Below are 15,893 nucleotides of genomic sequence, written 5' to 3'. Positions count from 1 at the left end.
TGTTGAGTTCTCAAGGAACGGACACTTCCTTCGTACTCACCCGAGAGACTCTCTCAGGCTTTCCTCCGGGCGTTTCCCTTCGGTCTTGCGTTTCCGACTCTATCAGACCGTTTCCGTATCCGATTTCCTCGGTGCTTTCCAGGTTCCCGCTTTCGCGTTTCCCTTTCCGGCGACTCCGACTTTATCAGAGGATTCTGAGTCGGAATTCCCGCCTCGTTCGGAGTGCCCCGGACACACAGTTGCGCCGGGTTCCCCTTCAGGCGGAGCCGTAAACGTACTGGAGCGGGGCGCCTCGATGCAAATCGAGGCGCCCCGCTCCTAGTTCGCGCGCGAGGGGTCAGACCTCGACCACGACCGGCAGGATCATCGGCCGGCGACGGTAGGTGTCCGAGACCCACTTGCCCAGCGTGCGGCGGATGAGCTGCTGCATCTGGTGGGGTTCGACGACGCCGTCCTGGGCCGACCTCTCCAGGACCTCGACGATCCGCGGTAGGACCTCGCTGAAGGCCGAATCGTCGATGCCCGAGCCGCGGGCCTGGATGTGCGGACCACCGGTGATCTTGCCCGTGCTGGAGTCCATCACCATGAAGACCGAGATGATGCCCTCGTCTCCGAGGATCTTGCGGTCCTTGAGCGCGGGTTCACCCACGTCGCCGACCGAGAGACCGTCGACGTACACGTATCCGGCCTGGACCTTGCCGGAGATCTTGGCCTTGCCCCCGATGAGGTCGACGACGACGCCGTCTTCGGCGATCACGATGCGGTCGTGCGGGACGCCGGTGAGGGCGCCGAGCTCGGCGTTGGCGCGCAGGTGGCGCCATTCGCCGTGAACCGGCATCAGGTTGCGCGGCTTGCAGATGTTGTAGAAGTACAGGAGCTCGCCGGCGGAGGCGTGGCCCGAGACGTGCACCTTGGCGTTGCCCTTGTGGACAACGTGGGCACCCCAGCGGGTCAGGCCGTTGATGACGCGGTAGACCGCGTTCTCGTTGCCGGGGATGAGCGACGACGCGAGGATGACCGTGTCGCCCTGGACGATGCGGATCTGGTGGTCGCGGTTCGCCATCCGGGAGAGGGCTGCCATCGGCTCGCCCTGAGAGCCGGTGCAGACGAGCACGACCTCGTGGTCCGGAAGGTCGTCCAGTGTCTTGACGTCCACCACCAGGCCCGGCGGGACCTTCAGGTACCCCAGGTCCCTGGCGATGCCCATGTTGCGGACCATCGAGCGGCCGACGAAGGCGACCCTGCGGCCGTACTCGTGGGCCGCGTCCAGGATCTGCTGGATGCGGTGCACATGGCTGGCGAAGCTGGCCACGATGATCCGCTTGCGGGCGCCGCCGAAGACCTGGCGCAGCACGTTCGAGATGTCGCGCTCGGGCGGGACGAAGCCCGGGACCTCGGCGTTCGTCGAGTCCGAGAGGAGAAGGTCGATGCCCTCCTCGCTCAGGCGCGCGAACGCGTGTAGATCTGTGAGGCGTCCGTCCAGTGGGAGCTGGTCCATCTTGAAGTCGCCGGTGTGGACCACCATGCCCGCAGGGGTGCGGATGGCGACCGCGAGGGCGTCCGGGATGGAGTGGTTGACCGCCACGAACTCGCAGTCGAAGGGGCCGATGCGCTCTCGGTGGCCCTCCGTGACTTCGAGGGTGTAGGGGCGGATGCGGTGCTCCTGGAGCTTCGCCTCGATCAGGGCGAGGGTCAGCTTGGAGCCGATCAGCGGGATGTCCGGCTTCTCGCGCAGGAGGTAGGGGACGCCGCCGATGTGGTCCTCGTGGCCATGCGTGAGGACGATGCCCTCGATGTCGTCGAGGCGGTCCCTGATGGAACTGAAGTCCGGCAGGATCAGGTCGATTCCGGGCTGCTCCTCCTCAGGGAAGAGCACTCCGCAGTCGACGATGAGGAGACGGCCGCCGTACTCGAAGACCGTCATGTTTCGGCCGATTTCCCCGAGGCCGCCGAGCGGGGTGACGCGGAGGCCACCCTTCGGAAGCACCGGCGGGGCGCCGAGTTCAGGATGCGGATGACTCAAAAGACTCTCCTCACCACACGCGCCACGTACCTGGCAGGGCACGTGGCGCGCGTGACGTTCGTGCAGTAGCAGTTGTCTGGGTGATGCAGGCGCTCCGGCCTGCCTGGTCGTACGTATTCAGTTGTGAAGTCTTTGGTTAGAGCTGTACCCCGCCGGCAGCAAGATCGATCTTGAGCTGCGCGGTCTCCTCGGGCGACAGGCCGACCATGGGCAGGCGCAGCGGTCCGGCGGGCAGGCCCTGGAGGGTGAGCGCGGCCTTGGTCGTCATGACGCCCTGGGTGCGGAACATGCCGGTGAAGACCGGGAGCAGCTTCTGGTGGATCTCGGTGGCCTTCTGGACGTCGCCGCTGCCGAACGCGTCGATCATGGCCCGCAGCTCGGGGGTGACGACATGGCCGACGACGGAGACGAAGCCGACCGCGCCCACGGAGAGCAGCGGCAGGTTCAGCATGTCGTCGCCCGAGTACCAGGCGAGTTCGGAGCGGGCGATGGCCCAGCTGGCTCGGCCGAGGTCACCCTTGGCGTCCTTGTTGGCGACGATCCGCGGGTGCTCTGCCAGGCGCACCAGCGTTTCGGTGTTGATCGGTACGCCGCTGCGGCCCGGGATGTCGTAGAGCATGACCGGGAGTTCCGTCGAGTCGGCGATCGCCGCGAAGTGCCGGTACAAACCCTCCTGCGGGGGCTTGTTGTAGTACGGCGTCACGGTGAGGAGCCCGTGTGCGCCGGTCTTCTCGGCGGTTCGAGCCAGCTCGATGCTGTGGTGCGTGTCGTTGGTACCGACGCCCGCGACGATGTGGGCCCGGTCGCCGACGGCCTCCAGTACGGCTCGTACGAGATCCGCTTTCTCCGCGTTGCTGGTCGTCGGGGACTCGCCGGTGGTGCCATTGATGATCAGGCCGTCGTTGCCTGCGTCCACCAGATGGGTGGCGAGCCGCTGCGCGCCGTCGAGGTCGAGTGCGCCGTCCGCCGTGAAGGGCGTGACCATAGCGGTGAGGACCCGCCCGAAGGGGGTCTGCGGAGTGGAGGTCGGAGCCATGGGTAACACGCTACTCGCTGCTCAACGTGCGGTCTGCCCTAGGGGCAGGCGACAAGTCACGACAAAGGTGGAGCCCGGCACTGCCTGCTCGGGGGTTCAAGCAGTGCCGGGTCCGTTTGATCAGGCTAGATGAACTTCTCGAAATGCCGCAATACGGACACTTCGCTCGGCTGACCCGTACAGATGTGCCCGCCGAGGCGATGAAGGCGCGCTACGGCGCCACGCGCCCGTTGGCGTTGAAGGCCGCGTACGTGAGGGGCATGAGCTTCGCCCACTCCGCCTCCATCTTCTCGCCGACCATCTCGATCTCCCGCTGCGGGAAGGACGGGACCCTGGCCAGCTCGTGCTGCGTGCGCAGGCCGAGGAAGTGCATCAGCGAGCGCGCGTTGCACGTCGCGTACATCGACGAGAACAGGCCCACCGGGAGGACCGATCGGGCGACTTCGCGGGCCACACCGGCGGCGAGCATCTCCTGGTACGCCTCGTACGCGTGCCGGTACGAGTCCTCCATGACGCGGCCTGTGAGCTCCTGCTGGGCCTGGGTGCCCTCCACGAACACGTACTTGCCGGGGCGCCCCTCCTGGACCAGCTTGCGGGCCCCGTCCGGGACGTAGAAGACCGGCTGGAGCTCCCTGTACCGGCCCGACTCCTCGTTGTACGACCAGCCCGCGCGGTGGCGCATGAACTCGCGGAAGACGAAGATCGGGGCGCTGATGAAGAAGGTCATCGAGTTGTGCTCGAAGGGGCTGCCGTGCCGGTCCCGCATCAGAAAGTTGATCAGGCCCTTGGAACGCTCCGGGTCCTTGCCCAGCTCGTCCAGGGACTGCTCCCCAGCGGTCGAGACGCGGGCGGCGAACAACACGTCGGAGTCGGATGCTGTGTGCTTGACCAGCTCGACGGAGACATCGCTGCGGAAGCTGGGCTTGAGGTCGTCGGCGGGTGTGTCGGTCACGGCTTCGAAGGTCCTTCCCATCACTGGCTCGGGCGGCGCCCACTCTACGGCCCGGCACTGACAACGGGGCGTTCGGTGCCGTGCCGCGACATTCTTCGTCGAACTTCTGCGAAGTCGGTGAAACCGGGCACCAATTGGGGCACTCGCGCGTCTGTATTGGTGACGGTGATTCGTTCGAGTCACCCGATCCCGCAGAGCCTCCAGAGGAGAAGCACAACCCATGTTTCGTCGGCGCGAGCCCGTTCCCTTCGCCTTCATCGCCGAAGCCGACAAGTTTCGTAGCAATGTCGCTCCCCCACCCCGCGAGCGTGCCGCCGCCGGAGAGATAGCCGGCCGATGGCTCATAGGTCTCACGGTCGTCGCGGGCCTCGCGGGTTCCCTCCTGCTGGGCCTGCCGGCGCTGTCGGTCGACCAGTCACCCGCGCATACGCAGCAGTCCGAGGCGTCGCAGGATCGCTGACGCTCTGGCGACGGTCCGAATGGCGTGAGGGCGCCCCCTTCGGCCCCCCGAGGGTGGTGAGCGGAGATCGGGATAGGTAGCCTCACCGGGCATAACCCATGCGTGGATTGAGTGAGGATCCGTCGTGCCCCTGCCCTTCCTGACCGCCGATCGTGCCTTTGACGAGGTCTCGGACGATCTCGCTCTGCCGTTCGTCGACCGCGACCACTGGCGGCGCCCCTACCGTCCCGGCCCGTGGCGGGTCGGTGCGGCCGCCCTGTCGCTGTTGCTGGCGTCGTACGCGCTGTTCGCGGCGGTCATCATCACCGCGACCGGCACCCTGTCCGCCGGCGGGGTGTCCCTGGGGATCGCGGTGGGTGTCATCGTGTGCGCCCTGCGGCTGTTGCGGATGGGCGCGTGGGTGAGCGCGGCGGGGCTGCGCCGGGTGCGCTTCTTCAGTACGCACACCGCGCCGTGGGCGCAGGTCGCCGAGGTGCGGACGGTCCAGCAGCCGGTGCGCTGGCTCGGGCTGCCGCGCACTGTCCAGGGACAGGCACTCGTCCTGGTGCGCGGGGACCGTACGGGTGACGAGCCGACGCCGTTGTTGACCACGCACAACGCGGACTTCCTCGGGCGCCCTGAGGCCTTCGACCGGGCCGCGGACGGCATCGAGGTGTGGGCGGACGAGTACCGGAGCGCTCCGCTGGAAGAACGGTGATGAAACCGCGGGCCGGTGGGGGTTGATCGCGCCGTTCCTCGCGCCCCTTACGGGGCGCGAGCGCTCAGGCCCGTACGGGTTTTCCCTCGTGCAGGGCGATCGCGTGCTGCATCGCCTTGCGGGCGCGCGGGGTGTCGCGGGCGTCGTGGTAGGCGATCGCGAGGCGGAACCAGCTGCGCCAGTCCTCGGGAGCGTCCTCCGTCTCGGCCTTGCGCCGGGCGAAGACCTCGTCGGCCGAGTCGCGGTCGATGCGACCGCCCGCGGTGCGCTTCAACTCGTCGACGGGCAGGCCGCCTTCGGCATCGAGTTCGGCGGCGAGCCGGTTGGCCTTCTTGACGAACTGGGTGTTCTTCCAGAGGAACCAGATGCCGATCACCGGCAGGATCAGGACGGCGACGCCGAACGTGACGGTGAGCAGCGTGCCGTGCCGGATCAGCATCACACCGCGGCTGCCGACCAGGACGAAGTAGACGACCAGGACGGCGGCCGTGACGGCGTACGTGATCTTCGCGCCCATGGCGGTTACTTCAGATCCAGGAAGTGTTCCAGGCCGAAGGTAAGGCCCGGGGTGTCCACGACGCGGCGTACACCGAGCAGGATGCCCGGCATGAAGCTGCTGTGGTGGAGGGAGTCGTGGCGGATGGTGAGGGTCTCGCCCTCGGCGCCGAGCAGCACCTCCTGGTGGGCGAGCAGTCCGCGCAGCCGTACCGCGTGCACGGGGACGCCGTCGACGTTCGCGCCGCGGGCGCCGTCCAGGGCCGTCACCGTGGCGTCGGGCTGGGCTGCGCTGCCCGCCTGCTGCCGGGCGGCGGCGATGAGCTGGGCGGTGCGGGTGGCGGTGCCGCTCGGGGCGTCCACCTTGTGCGGGTGGTGCAGTTCGATGACCTCGACCGAGTCGAAGTAGGGCGCCGCCACCTGGGCGAACTTCATGGTGAGCACGGCGCCGATGGAGAAGTTCGGGGCGATGAGCACGCCCGTCTCCGGTGACGCGGCGAGCGAGGTGTTGAGCTGCGCGAGGCGGTCGTCGGTCCAGCCCGTCGTACCGACCACGGCGTGGATGCCGTGGCGTACGCAGAAGTCGAGGTTGCCCATGACCGAGGCGGGGGTGGTCAGTTCGACGACCACGTGGGCGCCGGCCTCCACCAGCGTCTCGAGTTTGTCGTCGCGGCCGAGGGCGGCCACCAGCTCCATGTCCTCGGCGGCCCCGACGGCTCGTACCGCCTCGGATCCGATACGGCCCTTGGCACCGAGGACCGCCACGCGCAGCTTGCTCATGTCTCTGAATTCCTTAGTCGAGGACTTACGCCGGCCTACGCGGACTCGCGTCGGCCTTACGCGACCGCTTCCTGCAGACGGGACGCCTGCTTGTCCTTCAGCGGGCCGATGACCGACAGCGAGGGCCGCTGTCCCAGGATGGCGCCCGCCACGGCCCGTACGTCGTCCGGGGTCACCTCGGCGATCCGGGTGAGCATGTCGTCGACCGACATCTGGTCGCCCCAGCACAGTTCGCTCTTGCCGATACGGTTCATCAGCGCGCCGGTGTCCTCCAGGCCCAGGACCGTGGAGCCCCGGAGCTGGCCGATGGCGCGGCCGATCTCCTCGTCGGACAGGCCGTGCTCGGCGACCTGGTCGAGTTCGTCGCGGCAGATCTTCAGTACGTCGTGGACCTGCGACGGCCTGCAACCCGCGTACACACCGAACAGGCCGCAGTCGGCGAAGCCGGACGTGTACGAGTACACGCTGTAGGCCAGGCCGCGCTTCTCCCGTACCTCCTGGAAGAGGCGGGAGGACATGCCGCCGCCGAGCGCGGTGTTCAGGACGCCCAGGGCCCAGCGGCGCTCGTCGGTGCGGGCCAGGCCCGGCATGCCGAGGACGACATGGGCCTGCTCGGTCTTGCGGCCGATCAGCTCGACGCGGCCCGCAGTGCGGATGGTGCGTGAGCCGCCCCGCGGATCGATCGGGGTGGCGGCCGGCTGCTTCAGGGCGCCCGCCTTCTCGAAGGCCGCGCGGACCTGGCGTACGACCTTGTTGTGGTCGACGTTGCCCGCGCACGCGACGACCAGGTGGGTCGGGTCGTAGTGCTTCTTGTAGAAGCGGCGGATGCGGTCCGCGGTGAGGGCGTTGACGGTGTCGACCGTGCCGAGGACCGGGCGGCCGAGCGGGGTGTCGCCAAGCATCGTGTGCGCGAACAGGTCGTGCACGCAGTCGCCCGGGTCGTCCTCGGTCATGGCGATCTCTTCGAGGATCGCGCCGCGCTCGACGTTCACGTCCTCTTCGAGGATCAGCGAGCCGGTCAGCATGTCGCAGACGACGTCGATGGCGAGCGGCAGGTCGGTGTCGAGCACCCGCGCGTAGTAGCACGTGTACTCCTTCGCGGTGAACGCGTTCATCTCGCCGCCGACCGCGTCGATCGCGGAGGAGATGTCCATGGCACTGCGCTTCTGCGTGCCCTTGAAGAGGAGGTGTTCCAGGTAGTGCGTGGCGCCGTTGAGAGTCGGCGTCTCGTCGCGCGAGCCGACGTGCGCCCAGATGCCGAAGGTGGCGGAGCGCACGGAGGGCAGGGTCTCGGTGACGATGCGCAGACCTCCGGGGAGGGTGGTCTTGCGGACCGTACCGATGCCGTTCTCGCCCTTGATCAGGGTTTGGGTACGGGCGACGGCCCGCGCCTCCGAAGAGGTGCGGGCCGTCGCCGTAGAGCTACTAGACGTCACTTGTCGGTGTCGTCCTTCTTGTCGTCGTCGGACTCTTCGCCCTCGATCACCGGGATGAGGGAGAGCTTGCCGCGGGAGTCGATCTCGGCGATCTCGACCTGGACCTTGGAGCCCACGCCGACCACGTCCTCGACGTTCTCCACGCGCTTGCCGCCGGCGAGCTTGCGGATCTGCGAGATGTGCAGCAGACCGTCCTTGCCCGGGAGCAGCGACACGAACGCACCGAAGGTGGTGGTCTTGACGACCGTACCCAGGTAGCGCTCGCCGACCTCCGGCATGGTCGGGTTGGCGATCGAGTTGATCGTGGCGCGGGCCGCCTCGGCCTGCGAACCGACCTGGGCACCGATGTAGATGGTGCCGTCGTCCTCGATCGTGATCTCGGCGCCGGTGTCCTCCTGGATCTGGTTGATCATCTTGCCCTTCGGGCCGATGACCTCGCCGATCTTGTCCACGGGGATCTTGACGGTGATGATCCGCGGGGCGTTGGGGGACATCTCGTCCGGCGTGTCGATCGCTTCCATCATCACGTCGAGGATGTGGAGGCGGGCGTCGCGGGCCTGCTTGAGGGCCGCGGCCAGGACGGAGGCCGGGATGCCGTCCAGCTTGGTGTCCAGCTGGAGGGCGGTCACGAACTCCTTGGTGCCGGCGACCTTGAAGTCCATGTCGCCGAAGGCGTCCTCCGCACCGAGGATGTCGGTGAGGGCGACGTAGTGCGTCTCGCCGTTGATCTCCTGGGAGATCAGGCCCATGGCGATACCGGCGACGGGGGCCTTCAGCGGCACACCGGCGTTCAGCAGCGACATGGTGGAGGCGCAGACCGAGCCCATGGACGTCGAACCGTTGGAGCCGAGGGCCTCGGACACCTGACGGATCGCGTAGGGGAACTCCTCGCGCGTCGGCAGGACCGGCACGATGGCGCGCTCGGCGAGGGCGCCGTGGCCGATCTCGCGGCGCTTCGGGGAGCCGACGCGGCCGGTCTCGCCGACCGAGTACGGCGGGAAGTTGTAGTTGTGCATGTAGCGCTTGCGGGTCACCGGGGAAAGGGTGTCCAGCTGCTGCTCCATCCGGAGCATGTTCAGGGTGGTGACGCCCAGGATCTGGGTCTCGCCACGCTCGAACAGCGCCGAACCGTGCACGCGCGGGATGGCCTCGACCTCGGCGGCGAGCGTACGGATGTCCGTGACGCCGCGGCCGTCGATGCGGACCTTGTCCTTGATGACGCGCTCACGGACCAGAGCCTTGGTCAGCGAGCGGTACGCGGCGGAGATCTCCTTCTCGCGGCCCTCGAACTGCGGGAGCAGCTTCTCGGCGGCGATCTCCTTGACGCGGTCCAGCTCGGCCTCGCGCTCCTGCTTGCCGGCGATGGTGAGCGCCTGGGAGAGCTCGCTCCTGACCGCGGCGGTCAGGGCCTCCAGGACGTCGTCCTGGTGGTCGAGGAAGACCGGGAACTCGCCGGTCGGCTTGGCGGCCTTCGCGGCGAGGTCCGCCTGGGCCTTGCAGAGCACCTTGATGAAGGGCTTCGCGGCGTCCAGACCGGCGGCGACGACCTCCTCGGTCGGCGCCTCGGCGCCGCCCGCGATCAGCGTGATCGTCTTGTCGGTGGCCTCGGCCTCGACCATCATGATCGCGACGTCGCCGTCCTCCAGGACGCGACCGGCGACGACCATGTCGAAGACGGCGTCCTCGAGCTCGGTGTGCGTCGGGAACGCGACCCACTGGCCGTTGATCAGGGCGACGCGGACGCCGCCGATCGGGCCGGAGAAGGGCAGACCGGCCAGCTGCGTGGACGCGGAGGCGGCGTTGATCGCCACGACGTCGTACAGGTGGTCGGGGTTGAGCGCCATGATCGTGGCGACGACCTGGATCTCGTTGCGCAGGCCCTTCTTGAAGGACGGGCGCAGCGGGCGGTCGATGAGGCGGCAGGTGAGGATCGCGTCCTCGGAGGGCCGGCCCTCACGACGGAAGAAGCTGCCGGGGATCTTGCCTGCGGCGTACATCCGCTCCTCGACGTCCACCGTGAGGGGGAAGAAGTCGAGCTGGTCCTTGGGCTTCTTGGAGGCGGTGGTGGCCGACAGCACCATGGTGTCGTCGTCCAGGTACGCCACGGCGGAGCCGGCGGCCTGCTTGGCCAGGCGGCCCGTCTCGAAGCGGATGGTGCGGGTGCCGAAGGATCCGTTGTCGATAACGGCCTCGGCGTAGTGGGTCTCGTTCTCCACTAGCGTTTTCTCCGATACTTTTCGCGTCTTTCGTCCCGGTCTGCCCGTGTGGCAGGGGGACGCCTGCGGAGAAGCGCTCCATCTGGTGCGGGCCGGTCTTCGATCGAAGCACCCGGGGCTCGCATTCCCCCGGGGGCCACTACCGAGGACCGGCGGCGGCGAGGTTGCACTTCTCCTCGTTCGGTGTGGCGGCCGCGTCATCGCTGTGCGCTGTCGCGGTACCACCCTGCGTCGTACGTATTGCGTTGTGCTACCACACTACAAAGGGGTGGTGACACTCCGCACGTAGAGCACGTACAGCAAAGGGAGCGGCCCCCTAAGAGTGGGAACCGCTCCCTCCACGGTGTCTTACTTGGCGCCCGCCGCACCGCGGCGGATGCCCAGGCGGTCGACCAGCGCACGGAAGCGCTGGATGTCCTTCTTCGCCAGGTACTGCAGCAGGCGACGGCGCTGACCGACCAGGATCAGCAGACCACGGCGGGAGTGGTGGTCGTGCTTGTGGGTCTTGAGGTGCTCGGTCAGGTCCGAGATACGGCGCGAGAGCATGGCGACCTGGACCTCGGGGGAGCCGGTGTCGCCCTCCTTCTGGCCGAACTCGGTGATGAGCTGCTTCTTCGTAGCGGCGTCGAGCGACACGCGTACTCCTCGTAGTCTGTGATGTGCCACCGAGTGCCCCCGGTCTATATCTCGGGGGAGCTTCCGTTACTCGGGAGGCGGGGATCCGCTGAGCGCGTCCTCCAGGGCCCCTTGGGGGCGATCCGGGGGTGCGTACACATACGTCCGTCACACAGGGTACCAGGGGGCGGGGGGCCCGCTGACCGGGGTTCCGGGAGTCCTGGGAGGCCAGGGGCGGTCCCAGTAGGGTGACGCGACAGATCGTTCGCAGGTCGGGGATCGTACGTAATCCATACGTGGTCCGTAGGTCCGTACGTGATTCGTACGTCGGGAAGGGGTCGTTTCGCCATGGCCGAGGCAGAGAACGAGGACGTCAAGGCGCGCAAGGAGCGGGAGAAGGACGAGCTCTACGCCCTCGACATCTCAGGCGTCGAATGGCAGAGCGCGCCGGGGACGGAAGAGCACGAGGAGCGGGTCGAGATCGCCTACCTCCCCGGGGGCGCGGTCGCCATGCGGTCGTCCCTCGATCCGGACACGGTCCTGCGGTACACCGAGGCGGAGTGGCGGGCCTTCGTGCTGGGGGCGCGGGACGGGGAGTTCGACCTGGAGCCGGCGCCGCACAACGGCGGGCTCTCCGCGGAGTAGGCAAGAGGCAGTACTAGGGACCGAGAGGGACCGGTGGGCTGTGTGCCGCCGGTCCCTCTCGTTGCGTCGGCCGTCGCTTCGAGGTGCGCTTCTTAAGCGCACTTTGTCCATTTTGCCGTCCACGTACGGTCGTTCATACGTCACTTCTGGGCAGGGTGTGACGTACTGGGTGGGTCCGGAGGGGTGGACGGGCCTGCCGTGGGGGTGGTTGTGGTGATTAGGCTGGGGTGGGACGCGGCAGCAGAACCCGTGAGCGGGACAGCGCGTCACAGGGGGAGAGCCGGGCGCATCAGAACGGCCTCGGACGACGAGAACGGTCGCCCCAGCACGGTATGAGGGTGCTCGACCACACCAGGAGGAACTGTGAACAGCGATCGGGACGGGATCCGCGGGGGCTGGGCCACACCCGGCGATGACCAGTCCGACGCGGAGTCCGCCGTCGAGACGACGGGCGAGTTCACCATCGACTACGCCCCTCCTGCCTGGTATACGCAGAATGCGTCGGGGAGTTCGGAGGGGGCTTCGTCGGCTCCGGTGGAGGACGAGGAGGACGACGACGAGGTGGCGGGCCAGGAATCGGCCCCGGCCGACGGGGTCGGCGCGAGGAGCGTGGCGAACGAGGCGGGGGCACCTGGGGCTCCCGGCCCGGCTTCCGTTCCTTCCTTTGCTCCGGGAGCTCCGTTCACTCCCCCTCCTTCCGCTCCTTCCGCTCCTTCCGTTGTTCCTGGGGCCCCCTTCACTCCTCCGGCTCCGGCTTCGCCTGCTCCTCCGGTTGCTCCCGCCGCTCCGGATTCCGCGGGGGAAGGGGCTGCGTCTCCTCAGCCGACTGTCGGTGGTCCGGTCGCTGTGCCGAAGTTGCCTGTGGGGAGCGGGTTCGAGCCTGGCGGGCGGCCGCCCGAGGCGCCTGTCGCCGGTGCCGGGGGGCCTGCCGCTCTGCCGCAGGTGCCGAATTTTCAGGGGGAGTGGGCTCCGCCGGTTTCGCCTCCGGCTCCGGCGCCGGCGCCGGCTCCAGTCGCGGCTCCGGCTCCGGCTGCCGATGTACCTCCGGCTCCCGTGACCGATGCCCCTGAGTCCCCTCAGTCCTCCGATGAGGTCGAGGGTGGGAACGGGGATCTTGAGAGTGGCGCCACCATGCGGATTTCCGCCGGTGCTCTGAAGCGGGAGATCGCGGAGAGTGCTGCGACCCCGGATCCGGCGGAGGGCGTGTCCGTTGCCGAGGAGCCTGTGTCCGATGAACCCGTGGCCGATGACTCGGCTGCCGGTCCGGCCTCGGGCGAGGTCGTGGAAGGCGCCGACGAGCCTGCCGACGCCGAAGTCGTCGAGGTGGTGTTCGGGCGCGAGTCCGGCGACGGCGTGGACGAAGACGAAGTCGACGGCGTGGATGAAGTGAACGGCGTTGTCGAGGAGCCGTCGCCGGAGGGCGAGAGCAAGAGCGAGAGCGACGAGGACACCGGTGACGTCGCTGAGGCGTCTGCGGATGTTGTCGAGCTGCGGCAGGTTGACGTCGCCGCCGAGGATTCCGCCGACGTGAGCGACGCCGTGCCCGTGAAGGACTCCGAGGACTTCGAAGACGCCGAGCCTCAGGACTCGGCGCCCGAGGACGCTCGGACGCCGGCCGTTGAGCCGGAGGACGCGCCGCCGAAGGACGTTCCGTCGGCGGTCGGGGCCGAGCCCCGGGACTCGGAGCCTCAGGACGCCGTGCCGGCGCCTGTCGCGGACGTGACCGACGCCGTACAGGACGCGCCTCCCACGTGGACTCCGCCGCCGGTGCCGCAGGGTGGGCTTCCGCCGTTGCCGCCCGCGTACCAGCCTGCCGCGCCCGCCTCGGCGGGTCAGTGGCCCGCGTCCACGGAGAGTGAAAGCGGACAGCCGCAGGCGGCGGCTCCGGCTCAGCCTGCCGTGCCGTCGCAGGGACAGCAGCCGCCGTTCCAGCCGCAGGCCCCGCAGTCCTCGCCGCCGGATTCGCCGCCGGCCTGGCCCGGTGCGCCTGTCGCGGCGCCCGACGCCGGTACTCCGGGGGCCACGCCGGCCCCCGGGCAGCCGGGCGGTTACGGATTCCCGCAGTTCAACGCTCCTGGTACGCCCCCGGGTGCGCAGGCGCAGGGTGGCGCTCCCGGTACGACGCCGGGACCGCAGGACAGCGTCCCGGGTGGGGCTCCGGCCGGGCAGGCCGCCCCCGGGTTCCCGCCGCCCGGAGCTTCGACTGCCCCGCCGGCTCAGCCGCCGGCCGCCCGGAGTGGTTACGGATTCCCGCAGTCCAACCCCTCGGCGACCGCTCCCCAGGACGCCCCGGCCCCGGCCGCGTTCTCAGCTCCGGCCCCGTTCCCTGCTCCCGTACAGCCTGCTCCCCCGGCGCCCCAAGCACCTCAGGCACCCCAGGACGGTTACGGCCTGCCTCAGCCAGGCCGACCCGCTCCGTCGGCGCCGAACGCCCCTGCGCAGGCGGCCGGTTACGGGTTCCCGCAGTCGGGAACTCCGGCTCCGAGCTCGCCCAACGCTCCGGGCCTGCCCACGGGTTACGGGTTCCCCCAGCCGGGGGCCCCTGCCCCGAGCACGCCCAACCCGCCCAACCCGCAGTACGGGTACGGATTCCCGCCGCCCGGCAACGCCCCGGCCGCGAGCCCCTCGGCACCGCAGGCACCTCAGGCACCGCAGGCACCCAACCAGCAGGCCGGAGCCGGCTACGGGTTCCCGCCGCCGGGGACGCCCAACCCGCCTGCCCAGCAGGGGGGTTACGGGTTCCCGCAACCGCCCGCCAATCAGCCTCCCGCTGCCGCTCCGGCACCGGCACCGGCATCGGCACCGCAGGCGACCCCTCAGCCGGCCGCCCCGCAGCCGCTCCCCCAGCAGGGGCAGCCGTACCAGCAGCCTGTACCCCCTCAGCCGAACGCGGGTACCGGTCAGCCCGGTGTACCCCAGCCGCAGGCCCAGCCACACCAGGTCCCGGATCAGCAGGCCCAGCCGGGTCAGCAGCCCCCCGTGGACCCCCGGACCGGCACCGCCTGGCCGCAGCCCGTGCAGCACGATCAGCGGCAGCCCACCAACCCCGGGGCTCCGCTGGGATACACGGCGGCCGTGGAGCTGTCGTCGGACCGGCTGCTCAACAAGAAGCAGAAGGCGAAGAGCGGCCGGCCCACCGCCGGTTCCTCCCGGTTCAAGCTCGGCGGCAAGAAGGAGGAGGCCGAGCGGCAGCGGAAGCTCGAACTGATCCGTACGCCGGTGCTGTCCTGCTACCGGATCGCCGTCATCAGCCTGAAGGGTGGCGTGGGCAAGACGACCACGACCACCGCGCTCGGCTCCACGCTGGCCACGGAGCGGCAGGACAAGATCCTCGCCATCGACGCCAACCCGGACGCAGGCACGCTCGGGCGCCGCGTGCGCCGGGAGACCGGGGCCACCATCCGTGACCTGGTGCAGGCGATCCCGTACCTCAACTCGTACATGGACATCCGGCGGTTCACGTCGCAGGCGGCGTCGGGGCTCGAAATCATCGCCAACGACGTCGATCCCGCCGTGTCGACCACGTTCAACGACGAGGACTACCGGCGCGCGATCGACGTGCTGGGCAAGCAGTACCCGATCATCCTGACCGACTCGGGTACGGGCCTGCTGTACAGCGCCATGCGCGGCGTCCTCGATCTCGCCGACCAGCTCATCATCATCTCGACGCCGTCCGTGGACGGTGCCAGCAGTGCCAGTACGACGCTGGACTGGCTCTCCGCCCACGGGTACGCGGATCTGGTGTCGCGGTCCATCACGGTCATCTCCGGGGTGCGCGAGACCGGCAAGATGATCAAGGTGGACGACATCGTCAGCCACTTCGAGACGCGGTGCCGAGGCGTGATCGTCGTGCCGTTCGACGAGCATCTGGCGGCCGGTGCCGAAGTCGATCTCGACATGATGCGGCCGAAGGTGCGCGAGGCGTACTTCAACCTCTCGGCGCTGGTCGCCGAGGACATCGCGCGGCACCAGCAGTCGCAGGGGCTGTGGACGTCGGACGGCAACCCGCCGCCGGTGGCCGCGCCGCCGCTGCCGGGCCAGCACATCCCGGGGCAGCACGCGCAGCACGCTCCGGGCCAGCCGATTCCGGGGCAGCCGATGCCCGGACAGCAGGTGCCGGGGCAGGTCCCCCAGCAGGGCCCGCCCGCTCAGCCGGGGCAGCCCTACCCGCAGCCGCCCCAGCCGCAGCCCGGCCAGCCCTATCCGCAGCACGGCGCTCCGCCGCCGCAGCCCGGCGGCTATCCGCAGCCGCCCCAGCAGCACGGCCAGCCCGGTCACCCGGGCGCCGCCCCCCAGGGCTGGCAGCCTCAGCCCGCTCCCGCCCAGCCCCAGCCCGGCGCGCCCTTCCAGCAGCCCCCGGCCCCGGGCCAGCCCTTCGACCCCAACGCGCCCGCACCCGCACCGGCGCCCGCACCGGGCCAGCAGTTCCAGCCCGGCCAGCCCTACCAGCCGCCCCAGCCCCCGCCCCAGACAGACCAGGGCCCGCAGAACGGCCAGGGCGGCCAGGCCCCGCCCCCGCCGCCTCAGCAGTAACCCGT

General features: G+C 69.4%; 12 protein-coding genes and 1 pseudogene. 5 read left to right on the top strand and 8 right to left on the bottom strand.

All coding sequences use genetic code 11. The features are described from left to right. Positions 1-337: 337 nt before the first annotated feature. From AB0I18_RS43430 to thyX, 3 genes are all read right to left on the bottom strand, one after another. Entirely contained in the window at positions 338-2,023 is a 1,686-nt protein-coding gene (locus AB0I18_RS43430; protein WP_363111304.1) for a ribonuclease J, read from the bottom strand. Between the two features lie 136 nt (positions 2,024-2,159). Further along, entirely contained in the window at positions 2,160-3,059 is a 900-nt protein-coding gene (gene dapA, locus AB0I18_RS43425) for a 4-hydroxy-tetrahydrodipicolinate synthase (RefSeq protein ID WP_363111303.1), read from the bottom strand. A 211-nt stretch (positions 3,060-3,270) separates the two neighbouring features. Then, positions 3,271-4,011: an FAD-dependent thymidylate synthase gene (gene thyX / locus AB0I18_RS43420; protein WP_363111302.1), complete on the bottom strand. Its 741-nt coding sequence runs from the start codon at positions 4,009-4,011 to the stop codon at positions 3,271-3,273. Between the two features lie 220 nt (positions 4,012-4,231). Here thyX and AB0I18_RS43415 point away from each other — a divergent pair, with 220 nt between their 5' ends. Next, positions 4,232-4,471: a hypothetical protein gene (locus tag AB0I18_RS43415; protein ID WP_363111301.1), complete on the top strand. Its 240-nt coding sequence runs from the start codon at positions 4,232-4,234 to the stop codon at positions 4,469-4,471. A gap of 124 nt (positions 4,472-4,595) precedes the next feature. Beyond that, positions 4,596-5,168: a PH domain-containing protein gene (locus tag AB0I18_RS43410; protein WP_363111300.1), complete on the top strand. Its 573-nt coding sequence runs from the start codon at positions 4,596-4,598 to the stop codon at positions 5,166-5,168. Positions 5,169-5,232: 64 nt separating this feature from the next. On the opposite strand, the gene AB0I18_RS43405 is transcribed toward AB0I18_RS43410, so the two are convergent. From AB0I18_RS43405 to rpsO, 5 genes are all read right to left on the bottom strand, one after another. After that, complete coding sequence (locus AB0I18_RS43405) at positions 5,233-5,685, bottom strand: hypothetical protein (protein WP_363111299.1); 453 nt, start codon at positions 5,683-5,685, stop codon at positions 5,233-5,235. A gap of 5 nt (positions 5,686-5,690) precedes the next feature. Then, the gene (dapB, locus tag AB0I18_RS43400) at positions 5,691-6,443 is read right to left on the bottom strand and encodes a 4-hydroxy-tetrahydrodipicolinate reductase (protein ID WP_363111298.1); all 753 of its coding nucleotides are present in this window, start codon (positions 6,441-6,443) and stop codon (positions 5,691-5,693) included. Between the two features lie 56 nt (positions 6,444-6,499). Beyond that, the gene (locus AB0I18_RS43395; RefSeq protein WP_363111297.1) at positions 6,500-7,879 is read right to left on the bottom strand and encodes a pitrilysin family protein; all 1,380 of its coding nucleotides are present in this window, start codon (positions 7,877-7,879) and stop codon (positions 6,500-6,502) included. Continuing rightward, positions 7,876-10,095, bottom strand: a complete 2,220-nt coding sequence (locus AB0I18_RS43390; RefSeq protein WP_363111296.1) for a polyribonucleotide nucleotidyltransferase — start codon at positions 10,093-10,095, stop codon at positions 7,876-7,878. The genes AB0I18_RS43395 and AB0I18_RS43390 overlap by 4 nt, the downstream gene beginning before the upstream one ends. A gap of 348 nt (positions 10,096-10,443) precedes the next feature. Beyond that, positions 10,444-10,731, bottom strand: coding sequence for a 30S ribosomal protein S15 (rpsO, locus tag AB0I18_RS43385; RefSeq protein ID WP_019075416.1), 288 nt, complete (start codon positions 10,729-10,731; stop codon positions 10,444-10,446). A gap of 327 nt (positions 10,732-11,058) precedes the next feature. Between rpsO and AB0I18_RS43380 the strand changes: the two genes are divergently transcribed. The 3 genes and pseudogenes from AB0I18_RS43380 to AB0I18_RS43370 all read left to right on the top strand — a co-directional run bounded on the left by AB0I18_RS43380 (position 11,059) and on the right by AB0I18_RS43370 (position 15,888). Further along, positions 11,059-11,355 (top strand): DUF397 domain-containing protein, encoded by a 297-nt coding sequence (locus AB0I18_RS43380; protein ID WP_363111295.1) that lies wholly within the window; start codon positions 11,059-11,061, stop codon positions 11,353-11,355. A gap of 363 nt (positions 11,356-11,718) precedes the next feature. Next, positions 11,719-11,847, top strand: a pseudogene (locus tag AB0I18_RS43375) (SCO5717 family growth-regulating ATPase); the annotation flags it as partial. Positions 11,848-12,579: 732 nt separating this feature from the next. Next, positions 12,580-15,888: an AAA family ATPase gene (locus tag AB0I18_RS43370; RefSeq protein ID WP_363111306.1), complete on the top strand. Its 3,309-nt coding sequence runs from the start codon at positions 12,580-12,582 to the stop codon at positions 15,886-15,888. Positions 15,889-15,893 lie beyond the last annotated feature (5 nt).

The organism is Streptomyces sp. NPDC050704, from assembly GCF_040654355.1.
In the GTDB taxonomy this organism is placed as follows: domain Bacteria; phylum Actinomycetota; class Actinomycetes; order Streptomycetales; family Streptomycetaceae; genus Streptomyces.
The sequence above is the reverse complement of the archived record's forward strand: the minus strand, read 5'-3'. Positions and strand labels throughout refer to the sequence as shown.